Here is an 18,801-nt window from a genome sequence, read left to right as displayed (position 1 = left end):
GAACGAGGCCAGGTGGTGAAGGCACGTAGGTCGACCTCAGGGCTACCGCGCGCCGACGAGGCCACACCGGGACGGAGCAACCCGCTCGGGGCGTCCACCGGCCGCCGGTCCCGCGTGCGCGCCTGGCCGGGGGCCAACTCCCGGACGCGCGCCGCGGCCAAGGAACGCGCCGAGATGGTCGCGCTCCAGCAGGGCATCCGCTTTCGGCGCATCTTCGTCACGCTGGTCGGCGCCGTCGTGGCCGTCTCGGCCCTCGTGGTGCTGCTGGGCACGATCGGGTTGCTGAACGAGACCCGCTCCCGCCCGCTGACCCCGGCCGAGCAGAACACGTACAAGCAGGAGGAGATCGCCCGGCGCTGGCAGGCGTGGCCGGCCACGGGCGTCTTCCCGGAAGAGGTCAAGTACCTCGGGCTGGACCGGGCCCAGCAGTACGCCAGGCGGGTCGGCATCGCCCCCGAGACCGCGTGCGGCAAGGCCGTGGACGCCTCCGTCGCCGGGCTCCTCGACAGCCACGGGTGCGTCACGATGTTGCGCGCCACGTACGTCGACCAGACGTCCACCTTCGTGATCACCGTCGGCGTGGCCGTGCTGAAGGACGAGGAGTCCAGGGTGTCGGCGAGCGAGCAACTGGGCCAGGACGACCGCGTGGGCGTGCTGCCCGTGGCCTTCCCCGGCACCGTGACCGAACGGTTCGGCACCGAGCAGCGCCAGCGCACCGGCTGGGTGGGCGCGGGGCCGTACATCGTCTTCTCCACCGCCGGGTACGCCGACGGGCGCACCAGGGCCGCCGTCCCGCCGGAGGAGATCCTGCACAGCGAGCTGTGGCCGGCGGCCAAGTCCATCGGCAACCAGATCGCCTACTTCCTGGCGGATCCCCCCAAGGTCCCGCCGTGCACGCAGGGGAACGTGTGCTGACCGCCGTACGGGCGCTCACGGCCACGCTGCTCGTGCTCCTCGGGCCCACGGCCTCCCCGGTCAGGGACGAGCAACAATGGGTGCTGGACGCGCTCAACGTCGAGCAGGCGTGGAACGTGACCAAGGGCAAGGGCGTCACGGTCGCCGTCGTGGACAGCGCGGTGGACACCGGGATCAGGGAGCTGAAGGGCCGGGTGACGGCCGGGCCTGACATGAGCTCGGGCGCGGTGGCCCGCGAGGTGCGGCCCGGCCGCCACGGCACCGCCATGGCCGCGCTGATCGCCGGGTCCGGCGCGGACGACGGGCTGATCGGCGTCGCGCCCGAGTCACGCATCCTGTCGCTGCCCCTGGCCACCGACGACGAGCCGGATTTCGACCTGGTGCCGCCCCAGGACATCCAGTCGCCCGAGAGCTCGCTGGCCCGCGCCCTGCGGTACGCGGCCAACCACGGCGCCCAGGTCGTCAGCATGTCGATCGGCTCCTACGGCCCGGTCAGGTCCGAGCGCGAGGCGGTGTCGTACGCGCTGGGCAAGGGCGTCGTGCTGGTGGCGGCCGTGGGCAACGACGGCCAGACGCCGTACGCCAAGGAGAAGGGCACCTCGTTCTGGAGTTTCCCGGCCGGGTACTCGGGGGTGATCGGCGTCGCGGCGACCGACAAGCAGGGCAGGAAGGCCACGTTCAGCAGCGACAACCTGTCCGTCCTCGTCGGCGCGCCCGGCGTGGAGGTGCCCGTGGTCAAGCGTCCCAAGGGCTACGAGTTGTCCGACGGCACCAGCTCGGCCGCCGCGCTCGTGGCCGGGGTGGCCGCGCTGATCAAGTCGCGGTACCCGCAGTTGCCGCCCGAGCAGGTGGCCCAGGCGCTCGCCTCCAGCGCGCGCGGCCGTCCCGCCGCCGGCTACGACGACAACACCGGGTTCGGCGTGGTGGACGCGGCCGCCGCGCTCAACGCCGCCGACCGGCTGACCGGGCAGCAGCGCAGCGTGGCCGCGTCCGGGAAGGAGCACTTCGGCCAGGGCGAGGACTCCCCGGTGCCCACCCGTCCCGGGCCCGATCCGTGGCGGTTGTGGCTGTACGGAGGGGGTGTGCTGGTCGCGCTGGTGACCTTCTGCGGGGCGATCATTGTTCTCAATCAACGCAAGTCGTGATGAACCGCTCGTACTTCGTCCGCGTGGACGGTAAAGATCCGCTATGGTCGCGCGTCATGGGATACGAGCTGCGGGTGGTGCGTGAATCGCCACTCGCCTTCGCGGAGCTGGCGAAGGCCATCGCGCCGGCAGGTTTCGAGCTGCGCGGATCTGAGGAGATCGTGGCCGGACACGGCGGCGGCAGGCACACGGTGGCGCGCTGGCAGGGCCAGGTCGTCGGCGAGCCCGGCTCCGACTGGCAGGTGGCCCAGCTCCTGCGGCTGTCCGCCGCACTGGGCGCGCGCCTGGTGGGCGAGGACGGCGAGGTCTACGCCGTACGCGACGGCGTGATCGAGGTGCTGTCCGGCGGCACCGCGATGGAGATCGGCAAGTTCGACGAGATCATCGACGCGGGCCCGGCCGCATGGACCCCCTGAACCCCTTCGCCGAACGCGTGCTCGACCTGGTCGAGCGCATCCCGCCCGGCAAGGTCATGGCCTACGGCGACATCGCCGAATACCTGGGCGAGGGCGGCCCCCGCCAGGTGGGCAAGGTGATGTCCACCTGGGGCGGCGGCGTTCCCTGGTGGCGGGTCGTGCACGCGGACGGGAGCGCCGCCGCCCCCGACCACCTGCGACGATGCCTGACTCACTGGCGCGAGGAAGGCACCCCGCTGCGCGGCGAACGCGCCGACATGCGTCAGGCGCGCTGGGACGGGCGTTCAGCCGATTTTCAGTAAGGGGCCTGACCTGCGGTTTCCCCATTGGGGCGATTCTGTGACATGTGACTCCCATTACCATGGGCAGAACACTGACAGGCGGCCCGAAAGGCGGTGCCTCCCCGATGGCCACCGGCGTCACAGCCCAGAGCCACAGCGGCGACGCGGTCGCCGACCGCCTCAAGGCTGTCCATGATCTTTGCGACCGTGGCGAGCCTCTTGAGGCCGTCATGCGTGCCGTCGGGCCCGGCGGCCGCGATGCCGCGTTCGACACCGAGGTGCTCAGCGGGCCTCTGGGCTCGCGCATCGACCTCGCGGTCAAGCGCGGCCCGGCGCGGCGCCGCGAGCTGCTCACCCTGGTTCGTCCCTATCTGGCCGGCGTGGCCGCGGAGGTCAAGCGTGACCTGCCCGTCGCCCGCCGCGTCATCTCCCACCTGATCGAGCACCGGCCCGACGACGAGCTGGTCGACGGCGAGACGCTGGTCAAGGTCGTGACCGCGGCCGCCGAGCCGTCCAAGCGCATCCGCAAGGGCCTGAGCTGGTACGCCGACCTGCCCTTCCGCGACGAGCTGCCGCCCGACCTCTACCGGCTGCGCCGCGCCGACCTGGTGCCGGTGACCCACATCGACGACATCGTGTGGGTCGACGGCAGGCTGCGCGTCACCGGCTTCGCCTACCTGGCGGGGTTGTCGGTGCGCAGCCGCCGGTTCAACCGGGCGACCGTGGTGCTGCGCGGGCCGCGCTGGTTGCCGCCGATCCGCATGCGTACCAAGCGGGTGCTCGCCCCCGAGGCCACCCACGGGGCGCGCGAGCCCGGCTGCAACTACGACTGGTCCGGTTTCTCCGCCGAGCTGAGCCCGTGGCCGCTGCGCTGGCGCGGGGCCGTGCGGGGCGTGGTCCACGCCGTACGGCGGCGGTTGCGCCACCGTCCGGGCGTGCCCGACGCGACGACGTGGCGGGCCGAGATCGTCTTCTGGAGCCGGGGCGCGCGGGCGACCGGCCTGCTGCGCGGCTCGGCCATCGGCCGTCCCGAGCGGCCCGCCGGGCTCAAGCTGCGGCCCGGCTGGTGGGCGCGTCCCGTCTGGACGTCCGACCGCGCGCTGCAGATCGTGCTCCAGCCCAACAGGGCCGAGCTCACCGGCGTGTCGGTCCAGGACGAGCGCCTCGAACTCAAGATCTTCCTGCCCGGCCGCACGGTGACCAAGGGTCACGCGAGGCTGGGCGGCCACCGCATCGCCGCCGACTTCACGCCGTCCGGCGGCGGCACCGAGGTACTGATCGGCCTCGCCGTGCCCGCGCTGCTCCAGGAGAAGGACGGCCGGCGGTTGTGGGTCGAGCCCAAGGGCGACCCGGCGGCCTCCGTCATGCTCGCCGACCTGGTCGAGACGCGCACTCCGGTGGGCGACCGGGAGATCACCGTGCTCGGCGACCGGCGCGACCGGGTCGTGGTCTCGGCCCACCGCATCCGGCCGGCCATCACCTCCGCGGTCTGGGAGGGCTCCACGCTGGTCCTGCGCGGCAACTACCCCGACGCGCCGGGCCCCCGGGTGCTGACGCTGCGCCACCGGTCCGGGTTGTCGTACTCGCTGCCCATGGAGCGTTCTGGCGACGACTTCTCCGTACGGGTGACGCCCGCGTCGATGGACCGCTTCGGCGAGTCCGTACCGTTGTCCTCGGGTACGTGGAACATGTCCTTCCGGCACCCGTCCGGGGAGATCGTGCCGTTCCGCATGGACCACGCCGCCCTGCCGGGGCTCGACGAGGAGCCGCGTACGGTCGACAGCCGGGCGTACCGGATGATCTCCACCCGGTTCGACGTGCCGGTGATCACGGTCGAGGAGGAGCGCCCCAACGACGAGCGGGGCGTGGCCGGCACCCACGTGCTGCGCCGCGTCTTCTACCCGGCCCAGCGCAGCGAGCCGCTGCACGACGCGACCGTCTACGTCGTCAACGACGGCCGGCTCTACGCCGACAGCGTGCGCGCGATCTACGAGGAACGGCTGCGCAGGGGCGACGACCGCGAGCACATCTGGGTCGTCAAGGACGCCGCGTTCGTGCCGCCGGGCGGCGCGCGGGCCGTGCGCGCGGGCAGCCGCGAGCACCACGCCGCGCTGGCCCGCTCCAGCCACATCGTCACCAACTCGTTCCTGCCCGCCTGGTTCCGCGCCCGCGAGGACCAGGTCGTGCTGCAGACCTGGCACGGCACCCCGGCCAAGCGCATCGGCAACGACCAGCCCCACATGGCCCGTGATCCCCGGCCGCCGATCTGGCACCGGCAGGCGGCCGAGGTGCGCGGCTGGGACGTGCTGCTGTCGCAGTCGCCGTGGGCCACCACCGTGCTGCGCAGGGCCTTCGGCTACAAGGGCGAGATCCTGGAGAGCGGCCTGCCGCGGAACGACGTGCTCGCCTCGCCCGAGCGCGAGACCCTGGCCGCCGCGGTGCGCGAGCGGCTCGGGCTGGTCGAGGGCAAGCGGGTGGTGCTCTACGCGCCGACCTGGCGCGACTACGACCGCAAGAACGCCATGGTCAAACTCGACCTGGCCAAGGCCCGCGAGGCCCTGGGAGCCGACCACGAGATCCTGGTACGCGCCCACCCGATGCAGGCCATGCCCGCCGTCCCCGACATCGCTCACGACGTCACGACTTATCCGGACATGGCCGATCTGCTGCTCGTCGCGGACGTCCTCGTGACCGACTACTCCTCGGTCATGTTCGACTTCGCCGCCACCGGCAAGCCCATCGTCTTCTACGGCTACGACCTGGCGAAGTACGCCTCCAAGCGGGGGATGTACATCGACCTGCCCGAGCAGGCGCCCGGTCCGGTGTTGCCGACGTCGGCGGAGGTGATCGACGCGCTGCGTTCCATCGACGAGGTGGCCGCCGCGCACGCCGACCGCTACGAGGCGTTCCGCGCCACGTTCGCGCCCAAGGACGACGGCAAGGCGACGGCCCGCGTGGTCGACCACCTGTTCTCCTGAGCCCTGCTCTCCCGAGCGGGGCTCAGCGGTCGATCGGCAGGTCCGACAGCAGGAAGGGCTTGGCGGGGTCGTACCCGAAGGGGCGCGGCGCGGCGGGAGGCCGCTCCACGAGCAGGTAGAGCAGCACGGACAGCGTCGTGCCGCACACGATCTCGCCGGCGTCGACCAGGCGCCGGATGCCCGACAGGTGCACCCACTCGATCCGCTCGGCCTCCCACGGGTCGGTGGGCGGGCCGATGTGGGTGGCCGAGTCGGCGCGGTAGACGTGGTTGAGGCTGTCGGTGAAGCCGTTGGTGGGCTGGATGGACAGCAGCGGGCGCAGCGGCCCGGGGCGCCATCCGGTCTCCTCCTCGACCTCCCGGGCGGCCGCGACCATCGGCATCTCGCCCTCGTCGACCTGGCCGATCGGGATCTCCCAGCCCCAGCTGTCGGTGATGAAGCGGTGGCGCCAGATGAGCAGCACCCTGTCCTGGTCGTCGGTGACGACGGCGCCCGCACCCGGCGCGGTGCGGACGAGCCGATGATCGAGATGGCGCCCGTCGGGCAGCTCCACATCCGCGATCCGGATGTCCAGCCACTGGTCGGCGTAGAGCGACGTTTCGGAGTGGACCTGCCAGCGCATGTGACCAACCCCCAACAGAGGCACGGGTATCAACCCAACGTTACAGGAGCCCACTCTCCGTACGGGCGGGAATCGTACTGATCCTTACCGCTCCTGGGGGCGGCGGAACGCCGACGGCGAACATCCGGCCCGGCGTGTCGCACGATATTCGGATATTTGCCTCGATACGGTGGGCGGATCGCACGGGAGACCGGGCAAGACGGCACGATCTGTCCCTGTGGTCTGGTGGAATCTAGTGCTGTGAGTGGTCAGACCTGGCGGTTGGTGCGGCGTGGCAGCGGGAGCCCTGTTGGGCCTCCTGTGCTGGATGAACACCAGCGTGCCGTGGTCGAGCACCGGAGCGGCCCCCTCCTCGTCCTCGCGGGCCCGGGCACGGGCAAGACGACGACGATCGTCGAGAGCGTGGTCGAGCGTATCGAACGGCGCGGGGTCGACCCCGAGCGGGTGCTCATCCTCACCTTCAGCCGCAAGGCCGCCGAGGAGCTGCGTCAGCGCGTCACCGGCCGGCTGCGGCGCACCACCCGCTCGCCCCTGGCGCTGACCTTCCACTCCTACGCCTACGCGCTGCTGCGCCGCGAGTCCGTGCTGGAGGGCAAGGCGCCGCCGCGCCTGCTGACCGGCCCCGAGCAGTTGCTGGAGATCCGGCGGCTGCTCCACGGCGAGCTGGAGAACGGCGCGCTCGACTGGCCGCAGTCGCTGCGCGAGGCGCTCAAGACCCGCGGGTTCGCCGAGGAGGTGCGCGACTTCCTGTCCAGGGCCGCCGAGCGCGGCCTCGACGGCGAGCGGCTGATCGCGCTCGGCCGGCGACACGGCAGGAGCGACTGGATCGCCACCGGCCGGTTCTACGAGCGCTACCAGGACCGGTTCGACCTCGACCCCGAGGAGACCTACGACTACGCCGAGCTGATCGGAGCCGCCTCGGCGCTGCTGACCAGGCCCGAGGTGCGCGAACGCGAGCGGGCCGCGCACGACGTGGTGTTCGTGGACGAGTACCAGGACACCGACCCGGCGCAGGAGTACCTGCTCACCCAGCTCGCCGGCGACGGGCGCGACCTGGTCGCGGTGGGCGACCCCGACCAGTCGATCTACGGGTTCCGGGGCGCCGACGTCCACGGGATCATGCAGTTCCCCGAGCGCTTCAGGACGCTCGGCGGGCGGGAGGCGCCGGTGCTGGCGCTGCGCGTCTGCCGCCGGAGCGGGGCCGACCTGCTGGAGGCCACCCGCCGGGTCGCCGCCCGCCTGCCGATCGCCCCGGCCCCCGACCACGACCAGCGCCACGGCCACCGCGACCTGGTCCCGCTGCCCGACGCCGTCCCCGGCGACGCGCGGGTCCTGCTGGCCGACAGCACCAGCCAGGAGGCGGCGATCGTCGCCGACACGCTCCGGCGCGCCCACCTGATCGAGGGGGTGCCGTGGCACCGCATGGCGGTGCTGGTGCGTTCGGCCAAGCGCCAGGTGCCGCTGCTGCGGCGGGCGCTGGTCAACGCCGGGGTGCCGACGATGATCGCCGGTGACGAGGTGCCGATCGCCCAGGAGCCGGGGGTGCGGCCGCTGCTCACGATGTTGCGGGTGGCGCTCGACCCGGCCCAGCTCGACGAGGGGGTGGCCGAGGAGCTGCTGACGGGCCCGCTCGGGGGCACGGACATGATCGGCGTACGCCGCCTCCGCCGGGCCCTCAAGATCGCCGAGAACGAGGCCGTCGCCGCGACGTCCGCCGAGGACGACCCGCCGCCCGCCGGGGAGCCGGACGAGGAGCCTGCGGGGCGCGGGCCGGGGGAGGCGCGGTCGTCCGGCGAGCTGCTGGTGGCGGCCGTCCAGGACGCGCGGGAGCTCACCCGCGTCGAGCCGCACGTCGCACTCCCCGCCGAACGCGTCGCCAAGCTGCTCGCCGTCGCCCGCGAGGCCGCGGCCCAGGAGGGCACCGCGGAAGACCTCCTGTGGGCGGTCTGGCACTCCAGCGGCCTGGCCGGGCGCTGGACCGACCAGAGCCTGTCCGGCGGCATCCGCGGCGCGCAGGCCGACCGCGACCTCGACGCGGTGGTGGCGCTGTTCGACCACGCGGCCAAGTTCGTCGACCGCATGCCCAAGGCGGGCCCCGAGGTGTTCCTGGACAACCTGGCCGCCCAGGAGATCCCGGGCGACACGCTGGCCGACCGCGCGCCCGACGGCGACGCGGTGCGGGTGCTGACGGCCCACCGCTCCAAGGGCCTCGAATGGGACATCGTGGTGGTGGCGGGCGTACAGGAGGGGGTCTGGCCGGACCTGCGGCTGCGCGGGTCGCTGCTGGGCGCCGACGACCTGGTCGAGGTGGTCGAGGGGGCCGAGCCGAGCGCCGCGTCGCTGGCCTCCAAGCTGCTGGCCGAGGAACGCAGGCTGTTCTACGTCGCCGCCACCCGGGCCCGGCGCAGGCTGGTGGTCACGGCGGTGGGCGGCGAGGACACCGACGAGCGGCCCTCCCGGTTCCTGTCGGAGCTGATGCCGGGCGAGGTCGAGTCGGCGACGGTCGACGACCGGGCGCGCTGGCTGACCATGTCGGCGCTGGTCGCCGACCTCCGCAGCGCGGTGACCGACCCGACCAGGCCGGCCAAGGTACGCCACCGTGCCGCGCGGCAGCTCGCCCGCCTGGCCGCCGCCGGGGTCCAGGGCGCCCACCCCAACGACTGGTACGCCCTCACCCCCATCACCGACGACCGCCCGCTGAGCTGGCCGGACGACATCGTCAACATCTCCCCGTCCGCGGTCGAGAGCTTCACCAAGTGCGGCCTGCGCTGGCTGCTGGAGACGGCGGTCGGCGCCGCGGGCACCAGCACCGCCCAGGGCCTCGGCAACGTCATCCACGCCCTCGCCATGCTGGCCGCCACCGACCTGCCCAGCGAAGACCTGCTGGGCGAGCGGCTCGACCAGGTCTGGAACGAGCTCGACTTCGGCGGCGTCTGGTACAACCGCAAGCAGCGTCAGGTCGCCGAGCAGATGATCGGCAAGTTCCTGCGCTGGCAGAAGGACAACCCGCGCGAGCTGGTCGCCATCGAGGAGTCGTTCGTCGCCATGGTCACCGAGGGCGTGCAGATCAAGGGCCGGGTCGACCGCGTCGAGCGGGACGACGACGGCCGGGCGGTGATCATCGACCTCAAGACCGGCGGCTCCAAACCGAAGGCGGGCGAGCTCGACCGGCATCCGCAGCTCGGCGTCTACCAGCTCGCCGCACTGCTGGGCGCGTTCGCCAGGCACGGCATGACCGAGCCCGGCGGCGCCGCGCTGGTCCAGCTCGGCAAGGCGGCCGGCAAGAACGCCGCCACCGAGCAGAGCCAGGGCGCGCTGGCCGACGACAAGAACCCCGGCTGGGCCGCCGACCTGGTCGACACCGTCGCGACGGGCATGTCCGGCCCGTTCTTCCAGGCCAAGGTGAACGACGGCTGCCGCACGTGCGCGGCGCGGGCGAGCTGCCCGGTCAACGACAACGGGGGCCAGGTGTGCTGAACCCGGTCGAACTGGCCGACAAGCTCGGCATCCTGCCGCCGACGGGCGAGCAGGCGACGGTCATCGAGGCCCCGCTCGAACCGATGGTCGTCATGGCGGGCGCGGGCTCGGGCAAGAGCGAGACGATGGCCGGCCGCGTGGTCTGGCTGGTGGCCAACGGCCTGGTCAAACCGGAGAACGTGCTCGGCCTGACGTTCACCCGCAAGGCCGCCGCCGAGCTGGCCGTCCGGGTCAGGGAACGCCTGGCCGGGCTCGCCGAGGCCGGCCTGGTCGCGCCGGGCGCGCTCGACAACGAGCCGACCGTCTCCACCTACCACGCCTACGCCGCCCGCCTGGTCACCGACCACGCCCTGCGTGAGGCGCTCGAACCCACCATGCGCCTGGTCACCCCGGCGGTGTCGTGGCAGCTCGCCTCGCGGGTGGTGGCCCTGTACGACGGCCCGATGGACAAGATCGAGCTGGGCCCGCCGTCGGTCACGGCCGCCCTGCTCGAACTCGCCGGCGAGCTGTCGGAGCACCTGCGCACCCCCGGCGACGTACGGCGGATGGGCGACTGGCTGGAGGCCCGGCTGGCCGCGCTGCCCGGCCGTACGACGGTCGCCCAGCGCAAGCCGGTCGGCGTCCAGACGGCCAGGGAGCAGTTGCTGCCGCTGGTGGAGGCGTACGAACGGCTCAAGCGCCGGCGCGAGGTCATCGACTACGGCGACCAGATGTCGCTGGCCGCCCGGATCGCCGCCAACCACAAGGAAGTGGGCGAGATCGAACGGTCGCGGTACTCGGTGGTCCTGCTCGACGAATACCAGGACACCAGCCACGCCCAGCTCGTCCTGCTGCGCTCCCTCTACGGCGGCGGCCATCCGGTCACCGCCGTGGGCGACCCCTGCCAGTCCATCTACGGCTGGCGCGGCGCCTCCGCGGGCAACCTGCGCCGTTTCCCCCGCGACTTCCGCACCCGCGCCGGCGAGGAGGCTCCGGTCCGCCAGCTCAGCGTCAGCTTCCGCAACGGCGACCGGGTGCTCGACGTCGCCGCCCGCGTCCAGCTCCCGCTGCGCATGGAGGCCCGCGAGGTCCCCGTCCTGGTGCCGGGGCCCAACCGGATCGACCGGGGCCGCGTCACCTGCGCCTTCCACGAGACCGCCGAGGACGAAGCCAGGTGGATCGCCGACGGCGTCGCCCGGATCCTCGGCCAGGAGAGCGCGCCCGACGGCCTGCCGTGGGGCGAGAAGGAGCGCAAGAAGACGCTCGCCGTCCAGCCCCAGGACGTCGCGATCCTGGCCCGCAAACGTTCGCAGTTCCCCGCGTTGCGCAAGGCGCTGGAAGACCGTGACATCCCGGTCGAGGTGGTCGGCCTGGGCGGCCTGCTGACCGTGCCCGAGGTCAACGACATCGTGGCGACCCTGCGCGTGCTCTACGACGCGACCGCCGGCGACGCGCTGGCCAGGCTGCTGGCCGGGCCGCGCTGGCGGATCGGGCCGGCCGACCTGCGGGTGCTGGGGGAGTACGCCAGAGAGCTGGCCCGCGAGCTGAGCGACAGCCACCGGGCCGACGACCCGCTCGACCAGGTGGTCGCCGACCTGGCCGAGGAGAGGGGCAGCCTGGTCGACGCGCTCGACGAGCTGCCCGACCGGGCCGAGTGGCTGGAGTCGTTCTCGCCGCTGGCCCGTACGCGGCTGGTCGCGCTCGCCCAGGAGCTGCGCCACCTGCGCGGCCACACCGCCCAGCCGCTGCCCGACCTGGTCACCGAGGTCGAACGCCGGCTCGGCCTCGACATCGAGGTGGCCGCCCGCAGCGGCACGGCCGGGGCGTTCGCCGCGCGGGCCGACCTCGACGCCTTCATCGACGCGGCGTCCAGGTTCGCCGGCGACGCCGAGGATCCGACGCTGGGCGCGTTCCTGGCCTATCTCCAGGCGGCCGAGAGCGAGGAGTTCGGGCTGGAGGCGGGCCGGGTCGGTGAGAGCAACAGCGTCAAGCTGATGACCGTCCACGCCTCCAAGGGCCTGGAGTGGCCGATCGTGGTCGTGCCCGGCCTGTCGCAGCTCGTCAGCTCCAAGGGCACGATCGCGACGGGCAGCGTGTTCCCCGCCACGCCGGTGATGAACAGCCGCTGGACCGACAACCCGCGCAAACTGCCCTACCCGCTGCGCGGCGACGCCGCCGACCTGCCCCGGCTGGGCGGGCTGAGCAAGGACGAGCTGGCCGCCTTCGACGAGCAGTGCCGCGAGCGCGACCTGATGGAGGAGCGGCGGCTGGCGTACGTGGCGGTCACCCGCGCCCACTACCACCTCATCGCCTCCGGCTACCGCTGGGGCACCGCCACCAAGCCGCTGGAGCCGTCGGAGTTCCTGCTGGAGATCCGCGACCAGGCCGACCGGGTGTCCCACTGGGCCGACGACGTCGCCGAGGGCGCCACGAACCCGCTGCTCGCCGAGCCCGCCGAGGCCATCTGGCCGGTCACCCCCGAGGGCCTGCGCTACGAGTCCGTGCTCGACGGGGCCAGGCTGGTCGAGGACGCCCTGGCCGGCAACCTCGCCGAGGAGGACGACGAGCCGCTGCGCTCGTTCGAGGAGGAACGCCTGCGCGCCTGGGACCGCGACACCGACCTGCTGCTGCGCGAGCGCGAGCTCAACCGGCGCAGGCCCGCCACCACCGTCGAGCTGCCGTCCAAGCTGACCGTCTCGTCGCTGGTCACGCTGGCCACCGATCCCCGCGAGCTGGCCCGCAGGATCCGCCGTCCGGTCCCGCGCAAGCCCGCGCCGCTCGCCCGCCGCGGCACGTCGTTCCACAAGTGGCTGGAGAGCCGCTGGGACCAGCAGCGGCTGATCGACGACTTCGAGCTCAACCCGCTGGACGAGCCGGAGGAGGCCGACGTGCGGCTGGCCGAGCTGCAGGAGCGGTTCGAGGAGAGCGAGTGGGCCGACCGGCGGCCGGTCGACCTGGAGGTGCCGTTCGAGACCATGATCGCCGACCGGCTGGTGCGCGGGCGGATGGACGCCGTGTTCGAGCGGCCCGACGGCGGTTACGAGGTCGTCGACTGGAAGACCGGCGTACCGCCCAGGGGGAAGGCGGCCAGGACGGCGTCCGTGCAGCTCGCCGCGTACCGGCTGGCGTGGTCGCACCTGGCGGGGGTGCCGCTGGAGAAGGTGAGCGCGGCCTTCCACTACGTACGCGCCAACAGGACCGTACGCCCGGTCGACCTGCTTGACGCCGACGGGCTGGTCGCGCTCGTCGAGGCGGTGCCGGCCGCGGAGTCGTAGCGCCGCGACACCGTAATCGGCGGCTAAGCACGAGGTCATAGGATGACAAGGACTTGGGGAAGGGGCGGCCTGTGCACAACACCGCGGAAGAGCAACTCATCGGCCCACTGCTCCTGGCACGGGGGACCATCGACAGATCGTCGGCGCTGCGTACCGACGAACGCTGGCTGGAGAAGGCATGGGCCGACCCCGACACCAGGGTGCTGGTGATCGACGACGGCCACACTCTCGTGCGGCGGTCCGGGGACGAGGTGCACGCGGTGCTCTACACGCCCGCGCAGGCGCCGCCGGGTGAGCGCTACCTGCTCGGCGTCGAGGACGGCACGGCCTACTTCGCGGTGGCCGCGCCGCTGCCCGGCGCGCCGGTCGGAGACCTCAACGGCCGCGTGACGATGCCGATGAGCCTGCGTGACACGCCGGAGGGCCGTCCGGTGCCGGCCGGGCTGCGCCAGGTGGGCGGCCTGCTCGGCGACCGCGACGCGGGCCTGCTGGTCTACGCGGTGGCCCTGGAGGCCTGGCACGCCTCCCACGAGTTCTGCCCCCGCTGCGGCACCCGCACGCAGGTGCGCGCCGGCGGCCACGTCCGGGTCTGCCCACAGGACTCCAGCCAGCACTTCCCGCGTGTCGACCCGGCAGTGATCATGCTGGTCCGCGACGAGGACGACCGCTGCCTGCTGGCCCGCGGCCCGCAGTGGCCGGAGGGACGGTTGTCGATCCTGGCGGGGTTCGTGGAGCCGGGCGAGTCCCTTGAGTACGCGGTGGTCCGCGAGGTCGCCGAAGAGGTTGGCGTCACCGTCGTCAACCCGCGCTACCTGGGCAGCCAGCCCTGGCCGTTCCCGCGCAGCCTCATGCTCGGCTTCTTCGCCGACGCCACCACGACCACGCTGATCCCCGACGCCGAGGAGATCGCCGAGGCACGCTGGTTCTCCCGCGAGGAGCTGCTGGCCGCGCTTCGGGAGGGCACGCTGCGCCTGCCGCCCCCGGTGTCGATAGCCCGCCGCCTGATCGAGACGTGGTACGGCGGCGAGCTCACCGGCGACTGGTGATCAGGCCGCTTCGAGCAGGGCCTTGACCTCGCGAGCGGAGGGGTTGGTCCGGACGATCCGGCCGTGGGAGGTCTCGATCACCACGGTCGGCACGGTCTGGTTGCCGTTGTTGACGCTCATGACGAACTCGGCGGCGGCGGGGTCGCGCTCGATGTCGATCTCTTTGAAGCTGATGCCCTCGCGGGCGAGTTGCGACTTCAGCCGCTTGCAGGGGCCACACCAGGTAGTGCTGTAGACCGTGAGCGCCATGTCGGGTTGTCCCTCCAAGGTCAGGAAAATCAGGCGCTCGGTGCAACAACGTGGAGGCGCCCGCTTAATCCCTACCCGAGGGCCACTAGCCGATTCGCTCGGCGATCCACGCCTGCACCCGCTCGGCCACGCCCGGCTCCCGGTAGAGCGGGGCGCTGTGGTTGGTGCCCGGGGCGGTCATGATCGTCATCGGCACGCCCACCTGGCCGAGCATCTGCTTGAGCAACTGGCTCTGCGTCGGCGGCACGAACTCGTCCTCGGAGTGGACGGTCAGCATGGGCGCGTCCTTGGCGCTGGCGTGCCAGGCGACCTCCATGCTCGCCCAGATGCGCGAGCACTTGCCCTTGGGCTCGCAGCCGCCGGCCAGCCGGATGGCGGCCTCGCGCAGCTTGCGCTTGTCCAGGTTGGCGGTCTTCTCGCCGTCGGAGTACGCCCGCAGCGGCGAGATGATCGGCGAGAGCCCGACCACGCCCTTCAGCCCGGCGATGCCGTTGCCGTACGTGCCGACCGAGGCGGCGATGTGCCCGCCGGCCGAGAAACCGACGACGACGTACTTGCCGGCGTCGAAGGACCACCGGTCGGCGTGCTTGCGGGCCGTGGCGATGGCGGTCAGCGCGTCGGTGCGCTGCGCCGGCCAGGGGGCCGCGCCGGAGAGGCGGTAGTTGATGTTGAAGACCGTGTACCCGAGGTCGGCGTAGCTGCGGGTGATCTCCTTCATGTACTTCTTGTCGCCGCCCGACCACCAGCCGCCGTGGATCAGGAAGACGCCGGGCCGCTTCTGGCCGTCGGGCGTCCACCAGACGTCCATGTCCTGGTGCTGCTGCGAACCGTACGAAAGGGTCTCCGTGGCCAGGCCGCCGAGACCGTCGGGGTCTGTGGGATTCGTCACCACGGGGACCGGCGGCTCGGCCGCGAGCGCGACAGAGGGTGTGAGCGCCACGGCAGCGAGCACGAGCGCGCTCACGGAAACCGCTGTTCGCACGGCCTTCCTTTCCCCCATGCAGCATGGTCGGCCCCATTGTGGGGGAAGAGACCAGTTCTTTGCATCTCGGTGACTATGAACATACGTCGGGCCGCATGTTGCCAGAATAAAGTGCTTCGGCGCCACTTGGTGGGAGAGGAAGATCGGGTGAACAGCGTGGATGACGTCCTGAGCGGCCTCGACCCCGAGCAGCGGGCGGTCGCCGAGGCGGTGCGCGGCCCCGTATGCGTGCTCGCGGGCGCGGGCACGGGCAAGACCAGGGCGATCACCCACCGCATCGCCCACGCGGTGCGCAGCGGGGTGGTCGACGCGTCCAGCGTGCTGGCGGTGACGTTCACCACGCGGGCGGCGGGGGAACTGCGGCAGCGGTTGCGCGCGCTGGGGGCTCCGGGCGTCCAGGCCCGTACGTTCCACGCGGCCGCGCTGCGCCAGCTCACCTACTTCTGGCCCCGGGTGATCGGCGGCGAGGCCCCTTCGGTCATCGAGTCGAAGTTGCCGGTGCTGATCGAAGCCTGCCGCCAGATCCGGAAAAATCCCGACCGGTCCGAGCTGCGGGACATCGCGGCCGAGGTCGAATGGGCCAAGGTCTCCCAGATCGGCCCCGAAGACTACGTGGCCGCCGCCGCCAAGCACCACCGCACCCCACCTGGCTCCCCGGAGGAGGTGGCCCGGCTCTACGACGCGTACGAGCGCGTCAGGCGCGAACGCCACCTGGTCGACTTCGAGACCATCCTTGAGCTGACCGCCGCCGTGATGACCGAGCACCAGGAGGTCGCGGCCCAGATCCGCCAGCAGTACCGCTACTTCGTCGTGGACGAGTTCCAGGACGTCAACCCGCTGCAGAAGCTCCTGCTCGACACCTGGCTCGGCGGACGCGACGACATCTGCGTGGTCGGCGACCCCAACCAGACCATCTACTCCTTCACCGGCGCGAGCCCCCGCTACCTCACCAACTTCGCGGTCGAGCACCCGAGCGCCGCCGTCATCAAACTGGTGCGCGACTACCGTTCCACCCCCCAGGTCGTGAACCTGGCCAACCTGGTCATCGCCAAGTCCAAGTCCCCCAACCGCCTCGAACTCATCGCCCAGCGCCCCGACGGCCCCAACCCGGTCTTCTCCGACTACGACGACGAGCCCGCCGAGGCCGCGGGCGTGGCGCGGGCGATCAGGAAGCTGCTGGACAAGGGCGTGCTCTCGCGCGAGATCGCCGTGCTGTTCCGGGTCAACTCCCAGTCGGAGTCGTACGAGGAGGCCCTGTCCAAGGCCGAGATCCCGTACGTGCTGCGCGGCGCCGAGCGCTTCTTCGAGCGTCCCGAGGTGCGGCAGGCGGTCGTGCTGCTGCGCGGCGCCGCCCGGTCGGCCGCGGGCGAGCCGCTGGCCTCGGAGGTGCACCACATCCTGTCCGGGGTCGGCCTGACCCCCAACCCGCCCGGCGGCGGCAAGGCGAGGGAGAAGTGGGAGTCGCTGAAGGCGCTGGCCGACCTGGCCGAGGACATGGCCGCCGAGGGCGCCGACCTGCCCGCGTACGTCGCCGAGCTGGAACGCCGCGCCTCCGAGCAGCACGCGCCGCCGGTGGAGGGCGTCACGCTCGCCTCGCTGCACGCCGCCAAGGGCCTGGAATGGGACGCGGTGTTCCTCGTCGGCCTCACCGACGGCATGCTGCCGATCATCTACGCCGAGACCCCGGAACAGATCGAGGAGGAACGCCGCCTGCTCTACGTGGGCGTCACCCGCGCCCGCGAGCACCTGTCGCTGTCCTGGGCGCTCGCCCGCGCGCCCGGCGGGCGCAAGGGCCGCCGGCCCTCGCGTTTCCTCGACGGGCTGACCGGCCGCGCCTCGACGCCCCCGCGCGTGACGACCCCGGCCGGCGAGCGCCGCAAGGTCGCCGCGCCGGTGAGCTGCCGCGTCTGCGCCAAGACGCTGGTGGCCGCGACGGAGCAGAAACTCGGCCGCTGCGCGACCTGTCCCGCGGAGTACGACGAGGCCCTGCTCGAACGCCTCAAGTCCTGGCGTACGGCCACCGCCAAGGAGGCCAAGATCCCGCCGTACGTCGTCTTCACCGACGTCACGCTGCAGGCCATCGCCGAACGTGCGCCGGCCACCGAACAGGAGCTGCTGTCGATCGCCGGCATCGGCCGGGTCAAGGTCGACCGCTACGGCGAGGCCGTCCTGGCCCTGTGCCGCGGGTGAGATCCCTCACGTACGGCCGGTCCCCGCGCGCGTGAGTTCCTTCTCCACCGGGCGAAACAGCGAGATGGGAGCATTCCGCCAACGCAGGGCGGGTTTGGGGGAACAAGCGTGGCACGTCAGACTTGTCCATGGAATATTCGTCTGTGAGGGGGCCCTGTGAACGAGGCGCTGAAAGAGCTGCTCGATCTGCTCGACCTTGAGCAGATCGAGCTGGACATCTTCCGGGGGAGAAGCCCGGAGGAACGCATCCAGCGCGTCTTCGGCGGCCAGGTGGCGGCGCAGGCCCTCGTGGCGGCCGGCCGCACCGTCCCCAAGGACCGGCACGTCCACTCCCTGCACGCCTACTTCATCAGGCCGGGCGACCCGTCGATCCCCATCGTCTACAACGTCGAGCGCCTGCGCGACGGCCGTTCGTTCACCACGCGCAGGATCGTCGCCGTCCAGCACGGCAAGGCGATCTTCACGATGTCGGCCTCGTTCCACATCTTCGAGGAGGGCGTGGAGCACCAGGCGTCGGTGGCGCCCGTCGTGCCCGCCCCCGAGACGCTGCCGACGTTCCAGAACAGGATGTCGGAGGTGCTGGGCGACCACCCCGAGCTGCGGGAATGGCTCTCGCGCCCGCGACCCGTGGACGCGCGCTACGTCTCGCCGCTGACGTGGGAGGCGCACCTGAACCCCGAGCTGCGCAGCGCCCAGACCAACGTGTGGTTCCGCTACGACGCCGACCTGCCCGACGACCCGCTGCTGCACGTCGTGCTGGCCGCGTACGCGTCGGACTTCACGCTCGTGGACACGATCCTGCTGGCCCACGGGATGGCCTGGGGAGCCTCGAACGTCATCGGCGCCTCCCTGGACCACGCGATGTGGTTCCACCGCCCGTTCAGGGCCGACGACTGGCTCCTGTACGCCCAGGAGGCGCCGTGGTCGGCGGGCGCTCGGGGGCTCGCGCGCGGCGAGATGTTCACCGCGTCGGGCGAGCTGGTCGTCTCCGTCGTCCAGGAGGCGATGATCCGCGTGGCGAAGTAGCACCGCTACGGACGCCGTCACGTGAGCTGTCACAGGCGCCGTCGCAGACGCTGTGTGACTGTCGCTGCTTGAGCGTAGTTGTGTCACAAAATCGCAGGTAGAAAATATGTTGCCCCTTCCCGGCTTCCCGGTTTAGGGTCATGGACAAGCGAGTCGGACACTCCTGTTTCCGACGATCTGATGAGTGGAGGTGAGCCCCGGTGATGAGCATCAAGATGAC

At 72.1% G+C, this 18,801-nt stretch carries 13 protein-coding genes; 10 read left to right on the top strand and 3 right to left on the bottom strand.

Annotation, left to right across the window (positions count from 1 at the left end; all coding sequences use genetic code 11):
* Window positions 1–15: 15 nt before the first annotated feature.
* The 5 genes from IEZ27_RS42690 to IEZ27_RS42670 all read left to right on the top strand — a co-directional run bounded on the left by IEZ27_RS42690 (window position 16) and on the right by IEZ27_RS42670 (window position 5,735).
* On the top strand, window positions 16–915 hold the full coding sequence (locus tag IEZ27_RS42690) for a hypothetical protein (protein WP_229824836.1): 900 nt from the start codon (window positions 16–18) through the stop codon (window positions 913–915).
* Complete coding sequence (locus IEZ27_RS42685) at window positions 891–2,060, top strand: S8 family serine peptidase (protein ID WP_229824835.1); 1,170 nt, start codon at window positions 891–893, stop codon at window positions 2,058–2,060. Before IEZ27_RS42690 ends, IEZ27_RS42685 begins: the two co-directional genes overlap by 25 nt.
* A gap of 56 nt (window positions 2,061–2,116) precedes the next feature.
* Entirely contained in the window at window positions 2,117–2,476 is a 360-nt protein-coding gene (locus IEZ27_RS42680) for a hypothetical protein (protein WP_125636812.1), read from the top strand.
* The gene (locus IEZ27_RS42675) at window positions 2,464–2,778 is read left to right on the top strand and encodes an MGMT family protein (RefSeq protein ID WP_125636813.1); all 315 of its coding nucleotides are present in this window, start codon (window positions 2,464–2,466) and stop codon (window positions 2,776–2,778) included. The genes IEZ27_RS42680 and IEZ27_RS42675 overlap by 13 nt, the downstream gene beginning before the upstream one ends.
* A 209-nt stretch (window positions 2,779–2,987) precedes the next feature.
* The gene (locus tag IEZ27_RS42670) at window positions 2,988–5,735 is read left to right on the top strand and encodes a CDP-glycerol glycerophosphotransferase family protein (protein WP_189652471.1); all 2,748 of its coding nucleotides are present in this window, start codon (window positions 2,988–2,990) and stop codon (window positions 5,733–5,735) included.
* 22 nt (window positions 5,736–5,757) lie between these two features.
* Here the strand turns inward: IEZ27_RS42670 and IEZ27_RS42665 are convergent, their stop codons facing one another.
* Window positions 5,758–6,357, bottom strand: a complete 600-nt coding sequence (locus IEZ27_RS42665; RefSeq protein WP_189652470.1) for an NUDIX hydrolase — start codon at window positions 6,355–6,357, stop codon at window positions 5,758–5,760.
* Window positions 6,358–6,657: 300 nt separating this feature from the next.
* On the opposite strand from IEZ27_RS42665, the gene IEZ27_RS42660 reads away from it, so the two are divergent.
* The 3 genes from IEZ27_RS42660 to nudC all read left to right on the top strand — a co-directional run bounded on the left by IEZ27_RS42660 (window position 6,658) and on the right by nudC (window position 14,134).
* Window positions 6,658–9,834 carry an ATP-dependent helicase gene (locus tag IEZ27_RS42660; RefSeq protein ID WP_189652469.1) on the top strand — a complete coding sequence of 1,059 codons (3,177 nt, stop codon included), beginning with the start codon at window positions 6,658–6,660 and terminating at the stop codon, window positions 9,832–9,834.
* Entirely contained in the window at window positions 9,828–13,088 is a 3,261-nt protein-coding gene (locus tag IEZ27_RS42655; RefSeq protein WP_189652468.1) for an ATP-dependent helicase, read from the top strand. Before IEZ27_RS42660 ends, IEZ27_RS42655 begins: the two co-directional genes overlap by 7 nt.
* Before the next feature lie 71 nt (window positions 13,089–13,159).
* Complete coding sequence (gene nudC / locus IEZ27_RS42650; RefSeq protein WP_189652467.1) at window positions 13,160–14,134, top strand: NAD(+) diphosphatase; 975 nt, start codon at window positions 13,160–13,162, stop codon at window positions 14,132–14,134.
* On the opposite strand, the gene IEZ27_RS42645 is transcribed toward nudC, so the two are convergent.
* Window positions 14,135–14,383 carry a mycoredoxin gene (locus IEZ27_RS42645; protein ID WP_125636819.1) on the bottom strand — a complete coding sequence of 83 codons (249 nt, stop codon included), beginning with the start codon at window positions 14,381–14,383 and terminating at the stop codon, window positions 14,135–14,137.
* An 85-nt stretch (window positions 14,384–14,468) separates the two neighbouring features.
* Window positions 14,469–15,365: an alpha/beta hydrolase gene (locus IEZ27_RS42640; protein ID WP_229824834.1), complete on the bottom strand. Its 897-nt coding sequence runs from the start codon at window positions 15,363–15,365 to the stop codon at window positions 14,469–14,471.
* 156 nt (window positions 15,366–15,521) lie between these two features.
* On the opposite strand from IEZ27_RS42640, the gene IEZ27_RS42635 reads away from it, so the two are divergent.
* Both IEZ27_RS42635 and IEZ27_RS42630 read left to right on the top strand, forming a co-directional pair.
* On the top strand, window positions 15,522–17,555 hold the full coding sequence (locus IEZ27_RS42635; RefSeq protein WP_308427349.1) for an ATP-dependent DNA helicase UvrD2: 2,034 nt from the start codon (window positions 15,522–15,524) through the stop codon (window positions 17,553–17,555).
* Between the two features lie 156 nt (window positions 17,556–17,711).
* Window positions 17,712–18,581 (top strand): acyl-CoA thioesterase, encoded by an 870-nt coding sequence (locus tag IEZ27_RS42630; RefSeq protein ID WP_189652464.1) that lies wholly within the window; start codon window positions 17,712–17,714, stop codon window positions 18,579–18,581.
* Window positions 18,582–18,801 lie beyond the last annotated feature (220 nt).

The sequence above is a fragment of the Nonomuraea spiralis genome, from assembly GCF_014648435.1.
Taxonomy (GTDB): Bacteria; Actinomycetota; Actinomycetes; order Streptosporangiales; family Streptosporangiaceae; genus Nonomuraea; species Nonomuraea spiralis.
This window is presented reverse-complemented; position numbering and strand designations above follow the sequence as displayed.

Coding starts and splice junctions, on each gene's coding strand:
- IEZ27_RS42675 (WP_125636813.1), top strand. CDS start 2,464: ATGGACCCCCTGAACCCCTTCGCCGAACGCGTGCTCGACCTGGTCGAG.
- IEZ27_RS42680 (WP_125636812.1), top strand. CDS start 2,117: ATGGGATACGAGCTGCGGGTGGTGCGTGAATCGCCACTCGCCTTCGCG.
- IEZ27_RS42670 (WP_189652471.1), top strand. CDS start 2,988: ATGCGTGCCGTCGGGCCCGGCGGCCGCGATGCCGCGTTCGACACCGAG.
- IEZ27_RS42645 (WP_125636819.1), bottom strand. CDS start 14,383: ATGGCGCTCACGGTCTACAGCACTACCTGGTGTGGCCCCTGCAAGCGG.
- IEZ27_RS42665 (WP_189652470.1), bottom strand. CDS start 6,357: ATGCGCTGGCAGGTCCACTCCGAAACGTCGCTCTACGCCGACCAGTGG.